The organism is Cupriavidus sp. 05L411 (assembly GCF_056398045.1).
In genome coordinates this window covers 16,979-35,726 of the sequence record NZ_JBFTOQ010000030.1, presented here as the reverse complement: position 1 = coordinate 35,726, position 18,748 = coordinate 16,979, and the positions used below count along the sequence as shown (strand labels likewise).

Sequence of the window (18,748 nt, the reverse complement as noted above, 5' to 3'; positions counted from 1 at the left end):
AGAATCCCATGCAAATCAAAGACAATAACTTGCAAGCGGCACCCGCCCTGCGCCACCTCTTCCTGGCAACGTCGATGCTGGCGGCATCCGCATCCTGGGCGCTGGACACGCCCGCCGCCGCCACGGCCACGGCCCGCGCACCGGTCCGCTTCTCCTCCTATCTCGACACGGTGGAGCGGCAGAACATCGGCCTGTCCGCGCAGCAGGAGACCATCCGCGGCGCCGAAGCCGAGATCTCGATCGCCGGCGTGCGCCCGGACCCGGTGCTCAAGTACGGCCGCGGCAGCATCGAGACCAGCCGCGCGGTGTCACCCAAGCCGCCGCGCACCCATGAGTTCGAAATCGAGATCCCCATCGAGCTGGGCGGCAAGCGCAGCGCGCGCATCCGCGCCGCCGAGAGCAACCTGCGCCTGACCGAGGCGAACCTGCAGGGCTTCAAGCACACGCTGTACCAGGAATCCGCCGCCGCCTTTGTCGAAGCCTGCCGCAGCCGCGAGGCCCTGGTCCGGCAGGAATCAACGCTGTCCGCTCTGTCCAATGTGGTGCGCGCCAACGAGATCCGCCGCAAGGCCGGCGATATCGGTGGCCTGGAGCTGTCGCAGTCGCGGGTCGAGCGTGACCGCTTCACCGCCGAGGTGAAATCGGCGCGCGCCGCCGCGCAGGCCGCCATGCAAAAGCTGTCCATCCAGCTTGGCGTGCGCGTGGCCGAGGCCTTCGGCAACGCGCCGCTGGCTTGCGAGTTCCAGCCCTATGATCCCGGCACCGACAGCGGCGCGCTGATCGCCCAGGCGATGGAAGCGCGCGACGAGGTGCGGATCGCCCGCGCCACGCTGGAGAATGCCCGCGACAAGTCGGGACTGGCACGCGCCAACCGCTGGGTGGATCCCAGCGTGAGCTTCGCGATGACCATGACCCCCGGCGTGCGCGGCACCACGGACGACGAGGGCCAGCCCAACGGCGACGCCACGGCGCGCTCGCGCATGCTGGGCGTGTCGGTATCGATTCCCCTGCCCTTGTCGCGGCTGCAGCGCGGCGAGCTGATCCAGGCGGAGTCGGAGGTCACGCAGGCCATGCTGGCCCTGCGCGAGGCCGAGCTGAAAACCGAGGTCGACGTGCGCAACGCGCTCATCGCGTTCCAGGCTGCGCAGGACAACCTGCAACGCTACCGCGACTCGGTGATCGCCGATGCCGACCGGGTGCTGGACGGCATGCGCCAGTCGTACCGCCAGGGCTCTGCCTCCCTGCTGGAACTGCTCGATGCGCAACGCACCGCGGACGAGACCTACCTCGACTACCTCCAGGCCCAGGCGGACCTGGCGGGCGCCACGGTGGAGCTGCAACTTTCCACCGGCTTGCGGCCCGCGCTGTAAAGGCCCGGTGCGCCGCGGCCATGGCCGGGCGCACCAAACGCTTCGATTGCCTCGAGTCGAAAGACAAAGGAGACCTGCCATGAAAGCCGTCAACCTTGCGCCGCCCGTCCAGCGGTGGCGCCTGTATCGCCTGAGCGTGATCGCGCGGCTGGACGACGCGCCCGCCGTACACGTGGCCATGCGCTGCGCCACCAGCGACTGCGGCCAGTACCCGTCCAACGAGCGGCAGATGCCGCTCGGCCTGCCGCCAATCAAGTGCATGCTGAGCTTCGAGATCCGGATGCCGCAAATGCGGGCCGGGCAGTTGCTGGTCGCGCTGGAACGCGCCCTGGTATCCGTGCCCATCATCCTGCTGCGCCTGGAGGTCATGGGCAACCATGCCGAGGCGGCACACGCCCCACGCCTGAAACAGGTATCTTCGCCCGCGGGCGGCACCCGTTCCCGGCCCGCCGCGACCGCGCCGGCCGAGGTGGGGTGAGGCCCGGCCCATCCCGCCTGAAGGCGCGGCGATGGGCCTCTCAGCCGGCGCTGATTGACCGAACTCCGGCGCAAAGCTACGATGGGCGCGGCATCATCCCGCTCCCTTGCGCCAAGCCCCAGACCAGCTCATGGTGATACCCCACGCGGCGGCCAGCGCCCCCGGCACGCCGGCTACCGCCCCCTTGCGGCTGCCGCGCACCCTCTTGCCCCAATCCCTGCTCACTTCAAAGCCGCTGCTGGCGTTAGTGCTCTGGCTGCTGCTCGCCTTGCCCGGTTCATCACCGCTGGCCGCCGGGCAGCTGCAAATCCTCGGCGAAGCCGCCATGATCGCCGCCGACGGCACGCCGGCCACCGTCAGCCTGCCTTACTACTGGGACCGGTCCCGTCCCGGCCAGACCGGCGGCGCGCGATTTCTCCTGCGCTTCCCGGATTTGCCAGGCCGCCAGGGCATGGCCGCGCTGTACATCGAGCGGGCCGCCAATAGCTATGAGGTGCGGCTCAACGGCAGCCGCCTTGCGCACGCTGGCAGCCTGTCGGCCCCGGCGCCCTATGCCGGCCAGCAGCCGTTGCTGATCCCGGTGCCGGCTGACCTGCTGCGCCCGGAGAACGAACTGCTTGTCACGATCGCTGCCAGCGCCAGCTCGCGCGGCGGCCTGTCACGCGTGGAGTTTGGTGCGCCGGCACTGGTGGAGGCGCACTACCAGCGGGCGCTCTGGTTCAAGGTCATCGRCCCGGTGGTGATCGCAGCGGCCAGCGTGCTGCTGGCGTGCCTGGCGGGGCTGGTATGGTGGCGGCAACGGGATCCCCTGTTCGGGTTATATGCCGTCGCCGAGCTTGGCTGGTCTTTCGGGCTGGCCGAGTACTTCGTTTCCGACGACGCCGGCGCGCCAAATGTGTGGCTGGCGCTGGTGCTGGCCGGGCGGGCGGTCTTCATGTACGCGACCGCCAGGTTCGCCATCCTGGTGACCGGCCTGGAGGCGCGCTGGCTGCGCCGCGGGCTGCTGCTCTACCTGAGCGTCAAGCTTCCGCTGATCGCGCTGATGGTGGCGGCGCACAGCACCCGCGCCATGGTGCTGGCCAATGTGGTCGTCAATGTTGCGATGGCACTGTCGATCGTGGCCGTGCTGGTCCGCGCCGCCGTGACGCGTCCGGAGCGTGAGCGCACGGCGATTGCCGCCGCCCTTGGCCTCACCTTGCTCATCTCGGTGCTGGATTTGATCCATGTCTGGTGGATCGGGGATGACTACTGGGACTCCTCCGTCACCCGCTACGTGTCGCTGATTTTCAGCCTGACCATGGGCTGGCTGCTGGTCGACCGCTACACGCGCGCCACGCGCATGCTGGCTGCCCTGAACCAGAAGCTGGACAGCGCGGTCTCCCGCAAGGAGCAGGAACTGCATGCGATGTACCGCCACTCCCGCGAAATGGAGCGCGAGCAGGCCACCCTGCAGGAGCGCGGCAGGATCATGCGCGATATCCATGACGGGCTTGGCAGCCAGCTGGTGGGCATGCTCTCCATGCTGCGCTCCGGCAGCCCTTCCACGCACACGTTGCAGCAACAGCTGCAGCATGCGCTGGATGCCCTGAAACTATCCGTCGACGCGTTGCAGGACACCGGCGGCGACCTGGCCACCGTACTCGGCAACCTGTGCCACCGGCTTGGCCCGCGGCTGGAGACGGCGGGATTGCGGGTGGACTGGCAGGTGGCGCGCCTGCCGGCGCTGCACGACCTGACGCCGCAGCGGGTGCGTGAGCTGCACTACCTGTTGCTGGAGGTGTTTTCCAATGCCATGCAGCATGCCAGCGGCAGCGCTATCCGGGTCTCGGCGCACCATGATGCCGCCCAGCAAACCCTGGTCATCGAGATCCACGACAATGGCCGCGGCTTTACGCCCGAGGCTGCCGCGCACGGTCGGGGATTGGGCAATATGCGCCGGCGTGCCGAAGCCATCGGGGCGGCGCTGGACCTGCGCTCTTCGGCGCAAGGGACGACCGTGCGGCTGACGTTTGCACTGGCGCCGCAGCCACCCGACTCCGCCGTTTAGCCCCCCGCACCCGTTTGATGTCAACCCGGGCGCGGGTAGCTCCGTTATCGGATTGCCGGAATCAGACCTTGATGTCGATGCTCTGGCCAAGGTGAGGGGGATTGCTGGCCGGGACGCTGACTTGCGGCATCGAGCCCAGCAGGGTTGCCACGCTCTGCGCCTGCAGGTCCAGCGACTTGCGCAGCATCATGGTGGGCACCGGATCGCCGCCCGAGTTGCTAGCCGCACTGACGAGGGAAATATCCATTGACTGGTCTTCCAGGTTGAAATTGAGGTTGAGATTGAAGCTACGTTCGAAGCTACGGCTGAAGCTACGATTGAAGCCACGATTGGCATTGAAGCCAGCGGGAAAGCGCACCTCCCAGCATCCATGTTGTCGGCCATCAACCGGGAATCTTTAGCGCGGTTGCCGCATTAGCGGGCCGCCCGCTTGGCATCCGGAACGTTTATCATAGGCAGCCTGGCCGCTTTGGCCGGGAAAGACCAGACAGCCAGCACCGTCAGGATGGCGGCTGAATCCGGCGAAACCAGTCACCAGAATGAACATCATGGGTCGGGCGCAAAACATTGCGGGAAGCGTCGCTATTTCGTGTTTGGCTTTTGGCATCTCGACGGATTGCCTGGCGCTGGATTCGGCCGAACTCTATGAGCGGGAATCGCCCAGCATCTGGGTGGTATCCGTCTTTGACGCGCAAGGCACGCGGTTCGGCCTGGGCAGCTCGGTGGTGATCGGGCCGGAGGAACTGGTCACCAACTGCCACGTGCTCAAGAGCGGCAAGTCCATCAGCATCCGACGCGAGAAGGTCACGTATGGCGCCAGCCTGGTGCACGCCGATGTCGAGCGCGACCTCTGCATCCTGCGCGCCAAGGGCCTCACCGCCCCGGCGGTAAAGATCGCGCCGCTGGCCGCGCTCAAGGTGGGGCAGAAGGTCTACGCCATCGGCGCACCGCGCGGCTACGAGCTGACGCTGAGTGATGGCCTGCTCTCCTCGCTGAACAAGGACGAGCGCGACCGCATCGTCCGCCTGCAGACCACCGCCCCGATCTCCCCAGGCTCCAGCGGTGGCGGCCTGTTCAACACGGACGGGCAACTCGTCGGCATTACCTACCTGATGCGGACCGACGCGCAGAACATCAACTTTGCCATTCCCGCGCAGTGGATCAGCGAAGTGCCGGCGCGGTCCGCGCTGGCGCTGCAGAAATTCCGTAGCGAGACGGCATCCGCCGCCCCGCCTGCCATGGCGCTCCCGCCTGGCCAGCCCGGGTTGCCTGGCCAGGGCGCCACGGCCTACGCCCCGGCCCGGCCCGCAGCCGGCCCGCCGGGCAGGCAACTGACCGGGGCCGAGCTGGCCAGCCATTTCACGCATCTTGGCAGGATCAATGCTATCGCGCCGTCCGGCGTTACGCTCTGGATGCAGGTCCGGGAAAGCGGCAGCCTGGATGTGACCAATTCCGTCAGCCGCGGCTATTCGTCCGGGCGCTACCGCATCGAGCCGGAAACCGGCCAGGTCTGCCTGGAGATGGCCAACCCGAATTTCAGCGTGATGCAAACGTGCTATCGGCTGACCGAGGCCGACGGACGCTATGTCATGCGATCCGCCACCAGTCCCTATTACTTTTCATACACGAAGTAGCGAGCGGGCGCCGGCCGCAGCCGCTCGCCTCGCCATTTATCTCTGGGCACAAGACATGGGAAACCGATATCGAAATAGCGCCCCCGTCGCGCTGGCCGTGGCGTCGATGCTGCTGGGCGGCTGCGCGCCGACCACCGTCGGCGTGACCAGCCGCGCCAGCGACTACACCGGCAAGCCCACCCGCATGTATGTGCTGGGCACTACCGGCATGGGGTGGAACAGCGACTTCTCCGCAGCGTTTGCGGCCAAGTTCCGCGAGGTGACCCGGCAGTGCGGCGTGGAATCGGCGTACGACGAGATCTCGGGGCTGGAGCTGGACTCGACCGCGCTGACCGGCAGGATGCGTACGTTCGCCGCCGATACGGTGCTGACCATCGCCAACGGCGGGGGCGTGGTCAATGCGTCCGGCGGCCGCCTGTCGATCGACTATGGCACGACGCTGACGGATGTCAGGCAGAACCGCGCGGTGTGGAAAGGCAAATACACGTTCAGCCGCGGCGGCACCATCATCCCGATCGAGGAACGCGCTGCAGTCCTGGCGATCGACATCACCAACAGCCTGAAGAAGGACCGCTTCCTCACCGGCTGCGCGCAGATCGCGCTGGGCCAGAATGGCCGGCTCGACCCGGCTGCCGTGCCGCATGCCGCCGCCGGCGGCGGCAATGGCCCGGCCGGCAGCACGAATACGATCAGCCAGGCCCGCCCGGCGCCCCCCGTCTCCGCGCCCGCGGGCCCCGCCACCGCGGCAACCCTGCGGGACCTGCAAGATTTGCTGCCACCGAAGTGACTGGCGCGGGCCGCAACGGGATCAAACGCCCAGCCCGGCCTCGTCCAGATCCGCGAACAGAATCGTGCCCGTTTCCGATTCGGTCACAAACACCTTGCGCGGCTGCCCCGGCTCAACGGCGGGCTGAAACGCCAGGTTGGTGGTGGTTGCGCCCGCCGGGCTGGCGAGGATCGCCTCGGGCTCGCCACGCTTGCTCAGCACCCACACGCAGCCCAGGCTGGCATGCGCCACAAACAGCCGGTCGCGGCTGTCGATGGCCATGCCGTCGGGGCCGCTGGTGCCGTAGAACGTAAAGAACTGCCCCACCTTCGACACGCTGCCGTCGGCCTGCAACGGCACGCGCCACACGCAATTGCCGCGCGTGGCCGCCACGAACAGCACCTTCTCGTCGCAGGACAGCGCCAGGCCGTTGGGGCTGGGCACATTGCCCAGCAGCAGGTCCAGCTGCCCACCGGGCCGCAGGCGATAGACGCGACCCGTGGGATCGTGCAGGCCGGTCTGGCCCTGATCGGTGAAATACAAGTCGCCATTACGGGAGATCACGAGGTCGTTCACGCCCTTGAACTGCTCCGCGTTGCGCCGTCCCAGCAAGGTGGTCACCTCGCCCGTGTCCACGTTGACGCGCAACAGGCCGTTGCGATAGTCCGCCACCACCAGTTCGCGCGCGTTCAGGAACTTCATGCCATTGGGCTCGCCCTTGTACTCGGCGACCAGCGACCATTCCCCGGCCGGCGAGATGCGCAGGATGCGCCCGTACGGGATGTCCGTCACGTACAGGTTGCCCGCGGGGTCGAATACCGGCCCCTCCAGGAAGCTGTCGATGCAGGCTCCGCCCTTGTTGGCATCAGCCCATTCGGAGCGCACGCCGGTCTTGCGCAAATGCGCCGGCATGGCCGAGAAGACCTGGAGGGATATCTCCCTGGGCACCGTTCTGAAGTACATGTTCGTTCCTTGTTGTCCTGGCGCTGCGCAATGGCGGCGCTTGCCCATTTACTCGGCCTTCACATCGGCGGATTTTGCCACCTGGCTCCACAGCGCGGTGTCGTCCTTGATGCGCCTGGCGAAGTCCGCCGGCGCAATGCCGCCCGGCTGGGCGCCCATGCTGGCCAGGCGCTCCTTCACCTCCGGGCTGTTCACGCTCTTGTGCACCTCCGCCTGCAGCTTGGCGACCAGCGCAGGGGGCGTGCCTTTGGGCGCCGCCAGGCCAAACCAGTTGATGACCTTGCAGTCCTTGAGGCCAGCTTCGGCAAAAGTCGGCACGTCCGGCAGCGCGGGCACGCGCGCCGCGCCCGTGACCGCCAGCGCGCGGGCCTTGCCGCCCTTGATCTGCGGCACCGCGGTCGGCGTGGCGGTGATCAGGATATCCACGTTGTTGCCGATCAGCCCCATCAGCGCATCGCCCGCGCCCTTGTAAGGGATATGCGTGATCGATATCCTGGCGTCCTTCTTGAAGACCTCGGCGGACAAGTGCGTGGAGCTGCCGGCGCCGCCCGAGCCGAAGTTCAGCTTGCCCGGGTTTTGCCTGGCGAAGTCGATCAGTTCCTGCAGCGTCTTGAACTTCGAGCTCGCGGGCACGATCAGGATCACTGGGGTCTGCGCAATGGTGGTCACCGGCACCAGGTCGTTGTTGTAGTCCCAGGGCAGCGCCTTGAACAGCGACGGCAGCATGGTGTACGTGGTGTCGTTGGCCAGCAGCGTGTAGCCGTCGGGCGCGGAACGTGCCACCTGCAGCGTGCCGATGGTGCCGCTGGCGCCGGGCTTGTTCTCCACGAAGAACGACTTGCCGGTGCTTTCGGTCAGCTTCTGCGCCACCTGACGGGCCACGAAATCGGTGGTGCCACCAGCGGTGTATGGCACAACGATGCGCACCGGCTTGTCGGGCCAGGTGCCGCCGTGGGCATAGGTAGTGGCCACGCTAAGGGTTGCCAGGGCAAGGCTGGCGCAAAGGCGGTGGTACATGGCTGTCTCCATTGATGTCTGAGTGATGTCTGATGTCCGGTGTCGGGTATTCGGTGTTCGCTATGCGTGGCTCACGCCTGCTCTTGGCGGCGGGTCGTTCTTTCGAAGTTGTCGTGCCCAACATTCTATTAGACGGAATAACATTCTGATTAATTGTAGGAGCCGTTGATTCGCCGGTCAATCCGGGGGCTTTCCCTAGCGGGCCTCGTCCCGGGCGGGACGGATTTGCCATTGGCGGCAATGTGGGTGTTCGGCCGGGCAGCGCTGCCTGCGTTACCATGGCAGCGTACGTCTCACCTTGCGCATGCCCTCGCGCTGCCGCACCCACCTCGCGCCTTCGCCGCCATCACCCAAACGCCATGACCTCAGCACTGCTGCTTGAAAACATCCATGACACCGCCGTCGAGCGCTTCAAGGAAGCGCATGTCACCGTCGAGCGCCGCACTGGCGCGCTCGCTGGCGACGAACTGCATCGCGCTCCCGCGGCCCACCAGATTCTCGGCATTCGCTCCGCCACGCACCTTGGCGCCGCTGAAATCGAAGCCGCCAAGCACCTCGTGGCCATTGGCTGCTTTTGCATCGGCACCTCGCAGGTAGACCTCGACGCCGCGGCCCGCGCCGGCATGCCGGTGTTCAACGCGCCGTTCTCCAATACGCGTTCCGTGGCCGAGCTGGTTATCGCGGAGGCGATCCTGCTGCTGCGCCGCGTTCCGGAGAAGAACGCGCTGGCGCATGCCGGCAAATGGGCCAAGGGCGCAAGCGGGTCGTTCGAGGCGCGCGGCAAGACCATCGCCATCATCGGCTACGGCAATATCGGCTCGCAGGTTGGTGTGCTGGCGGAAGCCATGGGCATGCGCGTGGTGTACTACGATGTGCAGGCCAAGCTGTCGCTGGGCTCGGCGCGCGCGGCGCGCTCGCTGGCGGATGCGGTGTCGCAGGCCGACATCGTGACGTTGCACGTGCCGGCCACCGCGCAGACCAAGAAGATGATCGATGCCGACGTGCTCCGGCAGTTCCGGCGTGGCGCCATCCTGATCAATGCGTCGCGCGGCACCGTGGTGGATATCGAAGCGCTGCGCGCGGCGTGCGATGACAACCATATCGCCGGCCTGGCGATCGACGTCTTCCCTGAAGAGCCCAAGACCAACGCTGACCGCTTCACCAGCCCGCTGCAAGGCGTGCCCAACGCGATCCTGACGCCGCATATCGGCGGCAGCACGGAGGAGGCGCAGGAAAATATCGGCACGGAAGTCGCCACCAAGCTGATTGCCTTCCTCAGGACGGGCGACACGATTGGCGCGGTGAATTTCCCCGAGGTGAGTCCCGGCCCGCTAACGTCGCCGGCGCGGCTGCTCAACGTGCACGGCAACGCGCCGGGCGCGCTCGCCGCGCTCAACACGCTGCTGGCGCGCGACGGGGTCAACATCGTGGCCCAGCACCTGCAGACGCATGGCCAGATGGGCTACGTGGTGACCGACCTCGACAAGGTGCCCTCGCCAACGCTGGCCGCCGCGCTGGATGCGGAAACGACGTTTATCCGCTGCCGCACCATCATTAACCCGCTGGCCTGAACGGCAGCGCGGCGCCATCGCTGCCTCGCCGGCAGCGACCAGGACAGCGGCCATCGGCCGCTGTCTTCAATTCACCCGGAAATGCTCCACCGACTGGCCCGCGTTGACTGCACGCAGCAGCCATGCAGGCATGGGGCCCACGCCATCCCAGACTTGTCCTTCCGCATTGCGGTAGCGGCGTGCGGGGGCGCTCGCCTGCGGCGGTGCTGGCGCAGGTGCGGCCGCTGCCGGCGCGGCGGCGGCCTCGGCTGCCTGTGCCGGCGCCGCTGCTGGTGCCGCTGCTGGTGCCGCCGGTTTCACGGCTCCCGCTTTCTGCACGGGCACGGACATGGTCACCCGTGCAGGCGCGGGAGCGGCGGCCGGGGTTGCCGCCGGCTCGGCAACCAAAGCTGCTGCCGGCTTTTCCGCGGGCACGACGTCGGCAACCGCCACCGCATCTGCGGCAGGTGTGGCTTCCGGCAATGCGACCGGCACAGCAGACCTGACAGGGGCAGCAACGCGTTTGCGCGCTACGGCCTTGCGCAATGGCGCAGGTGCCACGACGGGCGGCGCGGTGATTGGCCCGGCAGGCAACAGCGCTGGCGGTGCCGTGATCGGTCCTGCGGGCAACAGCGCCTGGGCGACATCTACATCCATTTCATTTTCCTTTTCGATGGGCTCCTCGATCGGCGCCCTGGCGGGCGCCGCCTCCCAGTCAAAACAACCTGCCGCCTCCAGTTCATCCATGGAGATGCCGAGCCGCTCCATCTGGACGCGAATCCAGACAATGGCGGCGACTTTCTTGACGTCGGCGGGATCAGAAGAAGGCATGGCAAATGACACAATAAATGCAGGTAGAAAGGGCGGGGGAACGGTCGCGGATGCGGCGCTGGCCGCACACTGGAGATCCTGAGGATCGCACATGATAGCCGAGCGCGGGACCAGCCCCCGCCGAGCCTTGAATCCGGACGCAAAAGCCGGGCCAAAGGCCCCTCTCCTGCACCCCCTCAATGACCGCAAATCCGCCTCCCGGGGGCATCGGCCAGCCTGCGTCCATGTCCTGCCCCCAACGCTGCGCCATCATGCAAAACCCACACAAATTAAATGAGAACGATTATCATATGCGACTTCACGGTCACGATTTCCTAGCCGTCCCAGCCAACGGCCTGTGCGCAACACGGCACCGCCAGCCCCCCGTCTTGAAAGGATGCATAGCCCATGAATCGCCTCATCACCTCCGCCCTGCTTTGCGGCGCGGCACTGAGCGGCACCGCTCAGGCTCACCAGGTCTGGCTTGAGCAAACGCCGGCGGCCGCCCAACTGTATTTTGGTGAATTCAACGAGAACCTGCGCGAAGTTTCGCCGGGACTGCTGGACCGGTTCGTGCAGCCCACCGCCGTGCTGGTAACGGCCAGGGGTGAGCAAGCCCTCAAGGCCGACAAGACCACCAACGGCTTCGTGCTCTCGGGGCGCGCAGGCGCGGGCGAGACCATCGTCGCGCAGGACACGGGCTATCCGCTGCTGGAGCGCAAGGGCGGCGACAAGGTGATCCGCACCGCCTGGACGCCGGCGGCTCGCTTGCTGGGTGCTGGCTCCACCACCGCGGTAGCGCCCAAGCTTGCGCTGGACATTGTGCCGACCGGCCGCGCCGGCGAGTACCAGGTGGTCTATGCCGGTCGCCCACTGCCCAAGGCCAAGGTGGGCGTGGCCGTGCAGTCCGGCTGGGGCCGCGAACTGCGCACCGACGAGCAAGGCATCGTGCGCCTGGCGCAGCCGTGGCAAGGCACCTACGTGCTGGAGGCGCACCACGTCGACAAGACCGCCGGCGAGCGCAATGGCAAGCCATACGACATCGCCAGCTACGTTACCACCCTGTCGCTGACGCAGGGCGATGGCCTGCCCGCGGTACCCGCAGTGCCGGCAGCCGCGCCCAACAAGTAAGGGAGCGCTTGTCATGGGATTGAGCCAGACCGGCCGCTATCGCCTTGGCGTTGCCTCGCGCGTGGTGGCCGCCATCGGGGGCGGCTATGTGCTTGCGGCCGTGGCCACCGGGCTGCTGGCCGTGGTGATGCCCATGCCGCCGGCCGAGGCGGTGATGACCGCCACGCTGCTGTCGTTCTCGCTTTACGCGTGCGCGGTGCTGTGGGTGTTCGCCGCCGGCAGCGCGTGGCGCGCCTGGGCCGGCGTAGCGGTGCCTGCCGTGGTGCTCGGCCTCTTGCTGGCTGCCTTGCGGAGCGCGCCATGAGGGCCGGGCTGCGTCAATCGATGGCCTGGCTGCATAGCTGGTCCGGGCTGCTGGTGTGCTGGGTGCTGCTGCTGGTGTTCTGCGCCGGCACCGCCAGCTACTTCAAGGACGAGATCACGCTATGGATGCAGCCCGAGCTGCACCGCTCGGCCGCCACGCCAGTGTCCAGCGCCGAGGCCGCCAGCCGTGCGGTAGCGTACCTGCAGCGCAACGCCGCGGACTCGCCCCGCTGGTTCATCGACCTGCCGGATGCGCGCAACCCTGCGGTAAGCGTGCTATGGACGCGCCCACCCGGCGCGCCGGCTTCAGGCATCGGGGGCGGCCGCGGCCGCTTCGAGAGCCGCACGCTGGATCCCGCCACCGGCGCCTTCCTGCAGACCGTGCGCGACACGCGCGGCGGCGAGTTCCTCTACCGCCTGCACTTCGATCTGTACTTCATGCAGGCGATCTGGGCGCGCTGGATCATCGGCTTGTGCGCGATGTTCATGCTGGTGGCCATTCTCAGCGGCATCATCACGCACCGGCGCATCTTCCAGGACTTCTTTACCTTCCGGCCGCGCAAGGGCCAGCGCTCCTGGCTCGATGCGCACAATGCCACCGCCGTGCTGGCCCTGCCCTTCCATCTGATGATCACCTACACCGGGCTGGTCACACTGATGTTCATGTACATGCCGTGGGGCATCCAGACTGCGTACCAAGGCAACCAGCAGGCTTTCAACAACGAGGCCTTCGGCCGCGCGCCGCAGGGCAAGCCAAGTGGGCAGGCAGCGCCGCTGACGCCGGTCGCCCCGCTGGTGGAACAAGCCATGCGCCATTGGCATGGCGCGCAGCCCAGCCGCGTCGCCATCATGCTGGCGGGCGATGCCAACGCCACCATCACGGTGTCGCGCGGCACCGAAGGCTCGTTGTCCGCCAATGCGCCGTCGATGCGCTTTAACGGCGTCACCGGCGCGCTGGTGGCGGCCACGGGCGACGCGCCCGGCGCGGCCAACCAGACGCGCGGCGTGATGGTGGGTCTGCACGAGGCGCATTTCGCAGGGCCCTTGCTGCGCGCGCTGTTCTTCGTGAGCGGGCTGGCAGGTTGCGCCATGGTGGCCACCGGCGCGCTGCTGTGGGGCGTAAAGACGCGCCAGGGCCAGGCCAAAGCACTGGCGGCCGGCGCCCGCCCGAGCTTTGGCCTGCGGCTGGTGGACGCGCTCAACCTCGGCGCTATTGCCGGCCTGCCGATCGCGTTTGCTATGTACTTCTGGGCCAACCGCTTGCTGCCCGTGGGCATGCCGCACCGCCCCGACGCGGAGATCCATGCCTTCTTCATCGCCTGGGGCGCGGCAGCCGTGCTGGCGCAGGTGCGGCCGACGCGCACCATGTGGCGCGTGCAGCTGTGGGCCGGCGCGCTGATGCTCGCTGGCATTCCTGTGCTCAACGCCTTCACCACGCGGACCCACCTGGGCGTGACACTGCTGCAAGGCCAGGGGCCTGCTGCCGTGGCAGGGTTCGACCTGACGGTGCTGGCGCTGGGCATTGCGCTGGGCGCGGCAGCGCATATCCTGGGGCGGCGCGCCAAGGCGCGCGTGCCCGCGCGGCGCCCGGTGCCAGCCAAGGACATCGGTATGCCATCCAGTGATGCGAAGGGAGCCGCATGAGCGCAAGCCTGGGTTTCTTCACTGCGCTGGCTCTCACCTATGGCGGTTTCACCGCGCTCAGCCAGACGCTGGACCGCCACTATGCCGATCGCCACGGCCGCGGCGCCGCGCCTTCGCCCGCCGAGCGCCTGCGCCTGCAGGGACTCGGCTGGGCCGCGCTGGCCCTTGCCCTGGCGGCTTGGGTGCAGCAGCATGGCTGGCCGATGGGCAGCGTCTCATGGATCGGCACGCTGACGCTCGGCGCGCTCGTGCTGGTGCTGCTGCTCAGCTACGCGCCGGCCATCGCGGTGCGCGCGGCCCGCTGGGCGGGCTTGCTGGGCGGATGCGGGCTGCTAATGATGGGCGCGATGCCCGCCTAGCGATCCCGGGTGCCTGCGAACAGGATCAGGCGCGCGGCAAACGCATCTCGCCCGTCCCGCCGCAGAGCGTGACAACGACGCCGTCCGGATTACCGCAGGCCTGCTAGCGGCTATCATGACGGCCATTCCAACTCACTGGCACAGTCCTTCGCTCGCCATGCCTGACAACACCCCCGCAAGCCAGCCATACGCACTGGAGAATCCGTTTCTCGAATCGCTGAATCTCACCATCGTGGAGTGGCAGCCGGACCTGGTGCGCATGTCGCTGATGCCGCAGGCTGCGCACCTCAACAACACGGGCGTCGTGCAAGGCGGCATCCTGGCCACACTGCTGGACGCGGCGGGCGGCTACGCCGGCCTGTTTCCCGAGAATGGCGTGCGCCGCGCCGCCACCACCATCTCGCTGAACGTCAACTATGTCTCGTCCGCGCAAGTGGAGCCGCTGCTGGTGGTTGGCCGGCGCGTGGGCGGTGGCCGCCGGGTATTTTTCTCCAACGCCGAGGTCACCGACAGCCAAGGCCGTCTGATCGCCACCGCGCAGGCCGCGTTCCGCAGGAAGGATCCGGTCTGAGCAGACTAGACCGCGCCCGTGATTGCCGGCGCGCCGGCCCTGGCTCGGCAATCACGGCGGCCGCAGCCGGCGCTCAAGTGCCGTCCAGGAACGGGTTGCGCATACCGGTACGCGTGCCCAGGCTCGGGCCAAGCCAGCGAGACCTGTCCATGTATGCCTGCGAGCCGTCCATTGGTTCACTTTGCGCCGGTGCAAGATCCTGGCGCGTCGGCTGATTGGCGCCCTGTGTGTAGGGATCAAACTTGTCCGGCGCACGCGCGCCGCCCGCATACGGGTCCGTGAGGCCCGTGCCGGTGTTGGTGGCGGCACCCTGCGTGTAGGGATCGCGCGCATCGGGCGCGGCCGCACCTTGCGAGTACGGATCACGTGCGCCCTGCGCCGTTTGCGCCAGCGCTGGCAACGACACAACGGCGGCGCCGGCAAGCAACAGGGACTTGGCAAGATGATGTTTCATGAATTCCTCCTTGGACGCCCAAAGGCGCTGGATTGAAGACAGGACAGCTTGTTGCAGAAAGCTGAACGCTTCACAGGTTCAAGCGAGACATGTGCCAGTCGGACAACGCCCGACAAGGCCACAAGACCGGGCCGCCATGCGGGTCCGGCTGCAGCGGCGGCAAACGTTGACAGGCCGCGCGTGGCGCCGGTTTGCGCCGCTGCCGGGCTATGCACGCGCTGCGCGGGCCGTGGCCTCCATCTCAATGCCGCTTTGCAGTGATAACGGGCACGGTGGTAATCGTTACCGGCCCGCAGCGGCGCTTGCGGCAACGCCTACGGCCAGGCTGTGGCGGCGCAGGTGTGGCACGCAAGGCGGGCTAATCGCGCGAGGACAGCGGCGGCGCAATCTCTTCCAGCGGGCGCCGTTCCGCATTGACCGCATAGCGCAGGGCAAACAAGCCCGCGACGATCACCAGCGCCGCGCCAATGCCATAGCCAACAGCCACCGCGGCGCGGCTGCCGCTCTCGATCAGCGCGCCGAACAGCAACGGCCCGATAAAGCCCCCGGTGCCCGTCCCCACGGCGTAGAACACGGAGATGGCGAGGGCGCGCGTCTCGATGGGAAAGACCTCGCTCACCGTCAGGTAAGCGGAACTGGCCGCCGCGGAGGCCAGGAAAAACACCGCGGACCAGCACAGCGCCTGGCTGCGCGCGTCAAGCCAGCCCTGCTCGAAGGCCCACCCGGTCATGGCCAGTCCCACGCCAGAGAGCACATAAGTAAAACCGATCATGCGGCGGCGCCCGATGTGGTCGAACAGTGGCCCCAGCAGCAGCGGCCCCAGCACATTGCCCAGCGCAAAGGGAAAGATATACAACCCCACGCGGTTATCGGGCACGCCGTGAAAGCGCGTGAGCACCAGCGCATAGGTAAAGAAGATCGCGTTATAGAAGAACGCTTGCGAGACCATCAGCGCCAGGGCGACCGCGCTGCGCAGCCGGTAGCGCTTGAACAGCACATGCGCGACCTCGCCAAGCGTAGGCGCCGCGCGCCTGGAAAGCAGTATCGTGCCAGTGGCCGGCGGCAACGCGCCGTACTGGGCCACCACCTGCGCCTCGATGGCGGCGACGATGCGCCCGGCTTGCTCGCCACGCCCGTGCGTCAGCAGCCAGCGCGGGCTCTCCGGCACGTCCCGGCGCACCAGCAAGATGGCTAGCGCCAGCACTGCGCCGAGCAGGAACGCCACGCGCCAGCCCAGCGCCGGGCCCAGCACGCGCGGATCCAGCAGCACCAGGCTCAGGCCCGCGCCAAGCGCAGCGCCGAACCAGAAGCTGCCGTTGATGGCCAGGCTGACGCGCCCGCGCACGCGCGCCGGGATCAGTTCATCGATGGCCGAGTTGATCGCCGCGTACTCGCCCCCGATGCCAAGGCCCGTCAGGAAGCGGCACACCGCGAAGAAGACGAAACCCGTGGAAAAAGCGGTGGCCAATGTCGCCGCCATGTACACCGCCAGCGTCACCAGGAACAAGGCCTTGCGGCCAAGGCGGTCCGCAAGGCGGCCGAACACCAGCGCGCCCGCTACCGCGCCAGCGATGTACAGCGACCCTAGCCACCCTACCTGCGCCGCATTGAGGCCCAGGCCGTCCGGGCGCTCCAGCACGCCACCCAGCGATCCCACCAGCGTCACCTCGAGCCCGTCGAGCACCCACGCCACCCCTAGCGCGACTACCACCCGCCAGTGCCAGCGCGACCACGGCAGGCGGTCCAGGCGGGCGGGGATATCGCTCTGAATGCGTGGCATGGCGGGTTCCGTCCCGGTGCGGCGATTGGCAAGCATGCGCTGCGGTCAGCGCTGAGAGGCGCTTGCGGCGTCAGCTCAGCCGTTCACGATGTTTCCGTATGTTCCCGTCATGGATCTGCACGACCTGGCCGGCGATGCGGCTAGCCGCGCTAGAGGCCAGGAACACGTAGCCGCCAGCGCCCGGCACGCCAGGCGCACGACGCCTACAATGAATCATGGCCACCATAAAAGGGAACCGCCATGATCGCCTATATGCTCTTCCTCGGGGCAGTCGTCTTGCTCTATGCCTTCGTCATCCGCGCAGGCTTTTTCCACAAGTCGGTGCTCTATCCGGAACACGCCCATCCCTTCCATTACTGGTGGGACCGGATCGTCCATCACCAGAAGAAAGAGAAAGCCAGCTAAGGCGCTTGGCGCTTGGACCCCGCAAGGCCTGACCTGGCCGCCCAGCCCGCCGATTGGCGGGCTGTTTCATGCCGGTGACCGGCACCGGGCGCCGGGCGCCGGGCGTGATCACCGGAACGCAAAACGGAAAACGGGCGCCCCGACAAAGAGGCCCTTGCTGCTCATGGCTGCCTGCCCGGGTGCTAAACTGGCCACCCTTCTTATCCGGCCATTGCTCCCTATCCATGCGCATTTCCCGCCTCGCTACCCGAGCTGCACTCCTCTCTGTCTGCCTGGCGTCCGCCAGCGCCAGCGTCATCGCCGCCGAGGTCCCGCCCGCGCCCACGCCCGACCAGGTCACCGCCGCCATCCAGCAATCGGAAGCCGAGCGCCTGAAGCAACTGGAGCAGACTGACCCGGCCGCGGCCGAGCGTGCGCGCTCGCCGCTTGTGGCGGGGATCATGGCTTCCATCAAAGCGCATACGGTCAAGGGTTGCCTGCCCGCCAGCGGCGGCGAGATCGTCTGCATCGTCGGGGTCAAGGCCGGCCGCCGCGACGGCTACCGCGCACTGGCCTTCGGCGGCAACCCAGAGCCGTGGGTGCTGGTGCGGCGTGAAGAACCAGCCATCAGTGGCCCGGACGCCGGGCAAGCCGCCGCCTCGATGCGCGAATTTGCCCGTGGGCAATTGAAGACCCAGACGGATGCGGAGGCAGTCGCGGAACTGACCGAAATGGCCACATCGCTGACGGTCAAGCAGCTCGACGAGTGCCGGCTGAGCCACGATAGCGGCAACGTACGCTGCTCTGCCGTGATCTCCACCGGCGGCAAGCCCGACCAGCGCATCACCGGCTTTGCCTTTGCGCTCGAAGCCGGCGGCTGGCGGTTTGTGCCGCGCGAGCAGTAAGCAAGCCGCTGCCGCCATCCCGGGCCACTGCCCCGCAGGGAGCCGAGATCACATCTCCTAGCTTCTAGTGTTGATCCAAGTCAAGTGAGTAATGGAGCACAATCCCCACGCTATTGGGGCAGATGCCCAGCGCCCACGGTGAGACACTGCGTGCGGGCGGGAAAAGCGTCTCGCCCAATGTCACTTCTTCATGCCCTCCATTTACCCGGTGGGCATTTTTTTTGGCCTTGCTTTCGCGATTCGTTGAGCCGTGAACCTCCGAGAAGGCCTGGGAAGCGCCCGTTCGCCGCCAATGACGGGCGCTGCTTTGCCCCGGTGGCGCGACTTGAAGGCGCTGGTTGCATACGCGCGCGGGGCGGCCGGACTCAGAGGCTCACCGGCCTTTGGTCAGGACCGGGGGATGTTCACGTCTTTTGGCCATGAATTTACAAATTATCCAGATATAGATAATATGTACAGATTGATCGCACCTCTGAGTACCTGCAAGCAGCAAGAGCTGCTCGAGCAGGGACAGGAAAGGGAAAGCGGCCCACGGTTTGATTGAGACTTTCGCACCAGTTGCAATCTGACGACATGGCGCCG

At 67.3% G+C, this 18,748-nt stretch carries 19 protein-coding genes; 13 read left to right on the top strand and 6 right to left on the bottom strand.

Annotated features, from left to right (window positions below; translation table 11 throughout):
• The first annotated feature begins 8 nt into the window (after positions 1–8).
• The 3 genes from AC1DQR_RS28355 to AC1DQR_RS28345 all read left to right on the top strand — a co-directional run bounded on the left by AC1DQR_RS28355 (position 9) and on the right by AC1DQR_RS28345 (position 3,895).
• Positions 9–1,370 carry a TolC family protein gene (locus tag AC1DQR_RS28355; protein WP_477134195.1) on the top strand — a complete coding sequence of 454 codons (1,362 nt, stop codon included), beginning with the start codon at positions 9–11 and terminating at the stop codon, positions 1,368–1,370.
• A 79-nt stretch (positions 1,371–1,449) separates the two neighbouring features.
• A complete protein-coding gene (locus tag AC1DQR_RS28350) occupies positions 1,450–1,848 on the top strand; it encodes a hypothetical protein (RefSeq protein WP_416052177.1) in 399 nt (132 codons plus the stop codon).
• Positions 1,849–1,978: 130 nt separating this feature from the next.
• Positions 1,979–3,895: a sensor histidine kinase gene (locus tag AC1DQR_RS28345; RefSeq protein ID WP_477134194.1), complete on the top strand. Its 1,917-nt coding sequence runs from the start codon at positions 1,979–1,981 to the stop codon at positions 3,893–3,895.
• Positions 3,896–3,956: 61 nt separating this feature from the next.
• Here AC1DQR_RS28345 and AC1DQR_RS28340 read toward each other — a convergent pair whose 3' ends face one another.
• Entirely contained in the window at positions 3,957–4,253 is a 297-nt protein-coding gene (locus AC1DQR_RS28340) for a YjfB family protein (protein ID WP_416052175.1), read from the bottom strand.
• A 235-nt stretch (positions 4,254–4,488) separates the two neighbouring features.
• Here AC1DQR_RS28340 and AC1DQR_RS28335 point away from each other — a divergent pair, with 235 nt between their 5' ends.
• Both AC1DQR_RS28335 and AC1DQR_RS28330 read left to right on the top strand, forming a co-directional pair.
• Positions 4,489–5,529 carry a S1C family serine protease gene (locus AC1DQR_RS28335; protein ID WP_416052174.1) on the top strand — a complete coding sequence of 347 codons (1,041 nt, stop codon included), beginning with the start codon at positions 4,489–4,491 and terminating at the stop codon, positions 5,527–5,529.
• 55 nt (positions 5,530–5,584) lie between these two features.
• Positions 5,585–6,316, top strand: coding sequence for a hypothetical protein (locus AC1DQR_RS28330; RefSeq protein WP_416052173.1), 732 nt, complete (start codon positions 5,585–5,587; stop codon positions 6,314–6,316).
• 21 nt (positions 6,317–6,337) lie between these two features.
• Here AC1DQR_RS28330 and AC1DQR_RS28325 read toward each other — a convergent pair whose 3' ends face one another.
• Both AC1DQR_RS28325 and AC1DQR_RS28320 read right to left on the bottom strand, forming a co-directional pair.
• A complete protein-coding gene (locus AC1DQR_RS28325) occupies positions 6,338–7,258 on the bottom strand; it encodes an SMP-30/gluconolactonase/LRE family protein (RefSeq protein ID WP_416052172.1) in 921 nt (306 codons plus the stop codon).
• Between the two features lie 48 nt (positions 7,259–7,306).
• Entirely contained in the window at positions 7,307–8,275 is a 969-nt protein-coding gene (locus AC1DQR_RS28320) for a Bug family tripartite tricarboxylate transporter substrate binding protein (RefSeq protein ID WP_477134193.1), read from the bottom strand.
• A gap of 359 nt (positions 8,276–8,634) precedes the next feature.
• On the opposite strand from AC1DQR_RS28320, the gene serA reads away from it, so the two are divergent.
• Positions 8,635–9,846: a phosphoglycerate dehydrogenase gene (gene serA, locus AC1DQR_RS28315; RefSeq protein WP_174424696.1), complete on the top strand. Its 1,212-nt coding sequence runs from the start codon at positions 8,635–8,637 to the stop codon at positions 9,844–9,846.
• A 66-nt stretch (positions 9,847–9,912) separates the two neighbouring features.
• Here serA and AC1DQR_RS28310 read toward each other — a convergent pair whose 3' ends face one another.
• Positions 9,913–10,656: an H-NS family nucleoid-associated regulatory protein gene (locus tag AC1DQR_RS28310; RefSeq protein ID WP_416052170.1), complete on the bottom strand. Its 744-nt coding sequence runs from the start codon at positions 10,654–10,656 to the stop codon at positions 9,913–9,915.
• 387 nt (positions 10,657–11,043) lie between these two features.
• Between AC1DQR_RS28310 and AC1DQR_RS28305 the strand changes: the two genes are divergently transcribed.
• From AC1DQR_RS28305 to AC1DQR_RS28285, 5 genes are all read left to right on the top strand, one after another.
• Positions 11,044–11,766, top strand: coding sequence for a cobalt ABC transporter substrate-binding protein (locus AC1DQR_RS28305; protein WP_416052169.1), 723 nt, complete (start codon positions 11,044–11,046; stop codon positions 11,764–11,766).
• 13 nt (positions 11,767–11,779) lie between these two features.
• Entirely contained in the window at positions 11,780–12,070 is a 291-nt protein-coding gene (locus AC1DQR_RS28300; RefSeq protein WP_253931548.1) for a DUF3649 domain-containing protein, read from the top strand.
• The gene (locus AC1DQR_RS28295; RefSeq protein ID WP_416052168.1) at positions 12,067–13,713 is read left to right on the top strand and encodes a PepSY-associated TM helix domain-containing protein; all 1,647 of its coding nucleotides are present in this window, start codon (positions 12,067–12,069) and stop codon (positions 13,711–13,713) included. Before AC1DQR_RS28300 ends, AC1DQR_RS28295 begins: the two co-directional genes overlap by 4 nt.
• On the top strand, positions 13,710–14,072 hold the full coding sequence (locus tag AC1DQR_RS28290; RefSeq protein WP_416052167.1) for a DUF3325 domain-containing protein: 363 nt from the start codon (positions 13,710–13,712) through the stop codon (positions 14,070–14,072). Before AC1DQR_RS28295 ends, AC1DQR_RS28290 begins: the two co-directional genes overlap by 4 nt.
• Before the next feature lie 157 nt (positions 14,073–14,229).
• Positions 14,230–14,643 carry a PaaI family thioesterase gene (locus AC1DQR_RS28285; protein WP_174424783.1) on the top strand — a complete coding sequence of 138 codons (414 nt, stop codon included), beginning with the start codon at positions 14,230–14,232 and terminating at the stop codon, positions 14,641–14,643.
• A gap of 73 nt (positions 14,644–14,716) precedes the next feature.
• Here AC1DQR_RS28285 and AC1DQR_RS28280 read toward each other — a convergent pair whose 3' ends face one another.
• Both AC1DQR_RS28280 and AC1DQR_RS28275 read right to left on the bottom strand, forming a co-directional pair.
• Positions 14,717–15,097 carry an endonuclease gene (locus AC1DQR_RS28280; RefSeq protein ID WP_416052166.1) on the bottom strand — a complete coding sequence of 127 codons (381 nt, stop codon included), beginning with the start codon at positions 15,095–15,097 and terminating at the stop codon, positions 14,717–14,719.
• Positions 15,098–15,455: 358 nt separating this feature from the next.
• On the bottom strand, positions 15,456–16,877 hold the full coding sequence (locus tag AC1DQR_RS28275; RefSeq protein ID WP_416052165.1) for an MFS transporter: 1,422 nt from the start codon (positions 16,875–16,877) through the stop codon (positions 15,456–15,458).
• Positions 16,878–17,117: 240 nt separating this feature from the next.
• On the opposite strand from AC1DQR_RS28275, the gene AC1DQR_RS28270 reads away from it, so the two are divergent.
• Positions 17,118–17,282, top strand: a complete 165-nt coding sequence (locus AC1DQR_RS28270) for a hypothetical protein (protein ID WP_253931542.1) — start codon at positions 17,118–17,120, stop codon at positions 17,280–17,282.
• 224 nt (positions 17,283–17,506) lie between these two features.
• Positions 17,507–18,166: a hypothetical protein gene (locus tag AC1DQR_RS28265; protein WP_416052164.1), complete on the top strand. Its 660-nt coding sequence runs from the start codon at positions 17,507–17,509 to the stop codon at positions 18,164–18,166.
• Positions 18,167–18,748: the final 582 nt, after the last annotated feature.